General features: G+C 61.9%; 4 protein-coding genes and 1 pseudogene. 3 read left to right on the top strand and 2 right to left on the bottom strand.

Translation table 11 applies throughout. The annotated features are described in order from the left end of the window. Positions 1-123 precede the first annotated feature (123 nt). Positions 124-1,875: a SulP family inorganic anion transporter gene (locus tag VFL62_RS00220; RefSeq protein ID WP_325170365.1), complete on the top strand. Its 1,752-nt coding sequence runs from the start codon at positions 124-126 to the stop codon at positions 1,873-1,875. Positions 1,876-1,965: 90 nt separating this feature from the next. After that, a complete protein-coding gene (locus tag VFL62_RS00215) occupies positions 1,966-2,808 on the top strand; it encodes a shikimate dehydrogenase (RefSeq protein ID WP_325170364.1) in 843 nt (280 codons plus the stop codon). Positions 2,809-2,948: 140 nt separating this feature from the next. Here the strand turns inward: VFL62_RS00215 and VFL62_RS00210 are convergent, their stop codons facing one another. Next, positions 2,949-4,484, bottom strand: a complete 1,536-nt coding sequence (locus VFL62_RS00210; RefSeq protein WP_325170363.1) for an arylsulfatase — start codon at positions 4,482-4,484, stop codon at positions 2,949-2,951. Positions 4,485-4,926: 442 nt separating this feature from the next. On the opposite strand from VFL62_RS00210, the pseudogene VFL62_RS00205 reads away from it, so the two are divergent. After that, a pseudogene (locus VFL62_RS00205) lies at positions 4,927-5,061 on the top strand (transposase); the annotation flags it as partial. A 171-nt stretch (positions 5,062-5,232) separates the two neighbouring features. On the opposite strand, the gene VFL62_RS00200 reads toward VFL62_RS00205, so the two are convergent. Further along, positions 5,233-5,434, bottom strand: a 202-nt coding sequence (locus tag VFL62_RS00200; protein ID WP_325170362.1) for a hypothetical protein, incomplete at its 5' end; no start/stop codon positions are given.

The following is a 5,434-nucleotide window of genomic DNA, read 5'->3' as shown; positions in this document are numbered from 1 at the left end:
CGCAGCGAGGAAGGGGGGCGCGGTGTGCGGTTGAAGAAGCCGGGTCCACCGCGTCGCAAGTGACAGGCACGCGCGGCAAGTGGTCGCGACTGCGATCTTGCGCGTCGAAACGGGGAAGGCGGCATGAGCGTTGAAAGAAAGCGCGCAGGGCAGGCACACGAGCCGACCTTTGCCGAACTCTATTCGCCCAAGCTCGTCACGGTGCTGCGCGAGGGATACACACTTTCCGACCTGCGCGCCGATGCATTTTCGGGCCTGACGGTAGCCATCGTCGCGCTGCCATTGTCGATGGCGATTGCGATTGCGTCCGGTGCAACGCCCGATCGCGGCCTCACCACCGCCGTGGTCGGCGGCTTCATCGTGTCGCTTCTCGGCGGCAGCCGGTTTCAGATCGGCGGGCCCGCAGGCGCCTTCATCGTGCTGGTGGCGCTGACGGTGGAACGACACGGTATCGAGGGCGTGACGCTGGCAACCGCCATGGCCGGGGTTTTCCTGATTGCCGCCGGATTGCTGCGGCTGGGTACCTACATCAAATTCATCCCCTATCCGGTCACGGTGGGATTCACCTCCGGCATCGCCGTCATCATCCTCGCAAGCCAGCTCAGGGATCTCCTCGGCATCACGCTTTCAGGAAAAGAGCCGGGAGCATTTCTTCCGAAACTCGAGGCGCTGGCGCACGGCCTGCCCACGGCCAGCGGCGGCGCAATCGCCGTCGCGGCGCTCAGCCTCGCCATCATTGTCGGCCTGCGCCGGCTACGACCGCACTGGCCGGGCATCCTGATCGCCGTTGCGGTCGCCTCCGTGGTGACCTTTGCGTTGTCGCTTGGCGTGGAAACCATCGGCACGCGCTTTGGCGGCATTCCGCGGCAACTGCCGCAGCCGGCATGGCCCTCGTTCTCGCTCGCCAAGGCGCAGGCCGTGTTGCCCGATGCGATTGCGTTCGCGCTGCTTGGCGCCATCGAATCATTGTTGTCGGCAGTTGTTGCCGATGGCATGACGGGGCGGCGCCATCGATCCAATTGCGAGCTGGTCGCGCAAGGTTTCGCCAATATCGGATCGGCGCTGTTCGGCGGCATCTGCGTCACCGGCACCATTGCGCGAACCGCAACCAACGTCCGTGCCGGGGCGCGCGGTCCGGTTTCCGGCATGTTGCATTCACTGTTCCTGTTGCTGTTCATGCTGATCGCGGCGCCGTTGGCGAGCTATATTCCGCTTGCCTCGCTTGCCGCCGTTCTCGTAATCGTCGCGTGGAATATGGCGGAGAAGCGCGAATTCGCGCTTCTGATCCGCTCCTCGCGCGGCGATGCGGTCGTGCTGCTTGCGACCTTTCTGCTGACGATCTTCCGCGACCTTACCGAGGGGATTCTTGTCGGTTTTGCGCTCGGTGCGGTGCTGTTCATCAACCGCATGGCGCAGATGACGGGCGTAGAGGCGGATGCGCCGCTGGTTCCGGCCGACCGCGCCGATTTTGCCGACGACGATCGCGCGCCGTACGATTCCCGCCTTGCCGCCGACCCCGATATCCTGGTGTACCGGATCACCGGAGCCTTCTTCTTCGGCGCGGCATCGTCGGTGGGAACGGTGCTCGACAGCATCGCCGACGATTGCAGGGCCTTCGTGGTGGACTTCGCTGCCGTGCCGTTCCTGGATTCGACCGCGGCCAACGCGATGAGCCGGGTCGCGAACAAGGCCGCGCGCCACGGCATCCGCCTCTATATTACCGGCGCCTCGCCCACGGTGCGTCGTGCGCTGTTGACCCATGGGGTGGTGCGGCCGCGCGCCATCTACCGCGAAACCATCGCGCGGGCGGTTGCCGACATCAAGGGCGAGCGGCAAGCATCTGCCGCCGCGCCGAAGGTTCTCGCCGCGAGCTGACCCCACCGCGTCACAATCGGCCATTGACAGCCTACCCGGCTTGCCCGATTTGAACGGGATGGCGTCCGGGCGCCGCAACAGGAAATGGCGATGACGGCCTCAGTCAAACCCCGCGCGGCATGTTTGATCGGTTGGCCGGCGGCGCATTCGCGCTCGCCGCTGATCCATCATTACTGGTTGCGAAAGCTCGGTATCGAAGGCGGTTACAACATCGAGGCGGTACCGCCGGAAGGTTTTGCAGGATTCGTGCAGCGCCTGGCGGCACACGGCTTTGTCGGCGCCAACGTCACTCTTCCGCACAAGGAGCGCGCGCTGGCGCTGACGCTGCCGGACGAGCGTGCGCGCGCCGTGGGCGCAGCCAATACGCTGTGGTACGAGGCAAGTACGCTGCGTTCGACCAACACCGACATCGAAGGCTTCATCAACAATCTCGACGCCAGCGCAAATGGTTGGGACGCAGTCGAAGACGCGCTGGTGCTGGGCGCCGGCGGCGCATCGCGCGCGGTGGTGTTCGGACTGCTCGAGCGCGGCATCAAGCGCATACACGTGGCAAACCGCACAGCGGAGCGCGCGCATACACTGGCGCAACAATTCGGCGACACCGTGCATCCGATCGCCTGGGCGGCGATCGGCGAGGCCTTGCCGCAGGCTGGATTACTGGTCAACACCACCTCGCTTGGCATGCACGGCCAGCCGGCGCTTGAACTCGCAATCGGAGCGCTTCCCTCGCAAGCGATCGTCGCCGATCTCGTATACGTGCCGCTGGAAACGCCGTTGCTGGCGGCGGCGCGGGCGCAGGGGTTGAGGACGGCGGACGGGCTCGGCATGCTGCTGCATCAGGCGGTGCGCGGGTTCGAATTGTGGTTCGGCCATCGTCCCGAGGTCACACCCGAGCTTCGCGCGCTCGTGGAGGCCGATCTCGGACACCCGTGATCCTCCCGCTCGCGCGGTTGTGAGCAGGATCACCATGGAAGCTTCAGCCTCCGCGGTTAAACTTGCCTGATATAAGGCGGCTATATCGGTGCATGGCGATCTTCCCTTGACCACTCGGCTTAGACGCGGACACTTGCTGTCTAATGGCCTGCGCTTTGGAACTGTGTAATGTTGGGCGCAGGCGGGTTTGGATATTTCTTCACGGACGCCAAGTACTCTTCGACCTGCTTGAGCGCGGGTCCGGAGATCCAGCCGAACAGGCCCGCCACGACGAGGTCTTCGTGTGGATCCATCTCGATATTGTACCCTATGGGGTAACCGGCCATCGGAGCGCTGGCCGAAAAAATCCCCGGCTGTCTCTGTGGTCCTGTGCCGGTCGGATGAACGTCCGTGAAGTAAAGTCGCCATTGCTTCCATCGCACAGCAACCAGATCGCCGCCAATGAAACTCAAGAGACTTTCGCGGTGACCCGTCGCGCTGCTGCCCAGCAAGACGTCCGTCTGGTCCACGCCGTCAATCGGCCGATCTGACGGCATTGTCCCACCGATCACGTGGGCGAACGTCGGCATGAAATCCATGATCGAGAACATCGCATACGAAGTGGTGTTCGGCTGTATCTTTCCCGGCCAGCGGATGATCGCCGCTGTGCGTATTGCCCCCTCGGTCGCTTCGCCCAGCTCGCCGCGGAAGGGGCCGGGATTGCCCATGTCCGGCGTTCCCTGATTGCCGAACTCCCGCGCTGCTTCGCCGTATGGTCCATTGTCGGAAGCAAAGACGACGACGGTGTTGTCGTCGACGCCAAGCTCCTTGAGCGTATCGAGTATTTGGCCGACGTGGTAATCGCCCTCCATCATTTTGTCACCGTAGTTGCCAATCCGCGACTTGCCCTTGAACGGCTCGGCGGGGAGGTTCGGCACATGCCCCATCGAGAATGGCAGGTAAAGGAAGAATGGCTTCCCGGCTGTCTTCTGTCGGCGCATAAAGTCGATCGATTTATCGACAAGCTCGTAGTCGATATTGGCGCGCACCTGCTGCGTGAATGGCTTCACGGTCCGCAGCTGACTGCCCGCCGTCGACTCGACGATCTGGGGTCCGCGAGCCAGAAGCACTCCGGGAGGCGCTGGAACGGACTTGGTCAGCTCCATCGTGTCAACATACGTCGAAGCGTCCCACGAAATGTCTGGTGGGATGCCGTAGAACTCGTCGAATCCGTGGGCCGTCGGTAAGCTCTGCGGAGCGCCGCCTAGATGCCACTTGCCGTATATGGCGGTGGCGTAACCTGCGCCCTTGAACAATTCGCCCATCGTGAATGCACGAGCGGGAAGTGTGTACGGGGAGCCCTCGATAGCGATGAGTGATAAGCCACTCCGGATCGAGTATTGCCCGGTCATCAGCGCCGCCCGCGATGGCGTGCAGGCCGGTTCGACCAGAAACTGCGTGAGACGCATTCCTTCGCGGGCCAACTGGTCAAGACGCGGCGTTGGCGCACCCCGCAACTCACCGCCGCCGTATGACCCCAAGTCACCGTAGCCGACATTATCGGCGAGAATGAAAACAACGTTCGGCTTTTGGGGCTGTTGCGCAAATGCGAGTGGTTGGACAGCTATTGAAGCAACCGATGCCAGCAGACCGATCAAGGCAGCTCTGACGATGGTAATCGTTTGTTCCCTTCCCATAGGTTGCTCCCTTGCTGACGTGCGCGTTGGGCCAGCGGAGGCCTCTCAGTTTGCACGAACCTGGCCCATGAGGGGCGTTTTCACCGGTGCGGCTACTCCGTAGATGATGGTGAGGCCGGTGCCGCCGCCCAGGGTGTCACACCTCGCGCGCTGATTCATCACTCGACCGCTGCACGTGCTGTCTTGATCTATGTCAACGACAGCGGTCCTTCCGGCTCGTGACGAAGCATCGTTACCGCTCTTGCCCTCACGCTCATGTCCGGTAATTCGCCACCAAGGCCGAGCCGACAGCAAGCCCGGCCAAGTCCGCTATGCCGCCGAGAGCGGAAGCAAATTCAGATCATTAGCGGCACGGCCACCAGGCGTTGGCGGTTGATGGCGCAGCCCAGGACGTGATTCAAGAACCGAAACCGGAGGCCCCAATCAAGCGCTACAACCTGGCGATTACGAATGGAGTCCATCAAACCGTATGTTGCCGAACAAGCCGCGCGGCATTCGGCGAGTAGATGACCGTCGCGTGCTCAATGGCATCTTTCGGGTCCCGCGTTCAGGTGCACCATGGCGCGACCTGCCGGAAATCGCGCTATAACTAAAAATTGTATTTGTAAGTAATGCTATTTTTGGTTGTTTCTCGATTGTGGAACTCCATCAATAGAGCGCGCGCTTGTCGGATACTCGTGAATATTTTTTCGGTGCTTCCGATCTTCAGATGGAGGCGTTCGCCGACATATCATTTTTCAAGCGATCGCTATTGCAGCACGTGCTCTTTCATGGCGACCTGATCATTCCCGACGTATTTCTGTACATCAGCAACCACCTTCATCACATCGTTGTCTCGAACGAGCCGATCCGTTCCTTTCTCGAAGAAAGTCTTCGAAGCGGCGCGATTATGCCGGCCTTTCGCAGCGACGAGAAAAACAACTTCAGGGACAACCTGGCTGAAATACGCG

Source organism: Bradyrhizobium sp. (assembly GCF_035701725.1).
Classification (GTDB): domain Bacteria; phylum Pseudomonadota; class Alphaproteobacteria; order Rhizobiales; family Xanthobacteraceae; genus Bradyrhizobium.
Note: the sequence above shows the minus strand (reverse complement) of the source record. Positions and strands in the feature narration are given on the sequence as shown.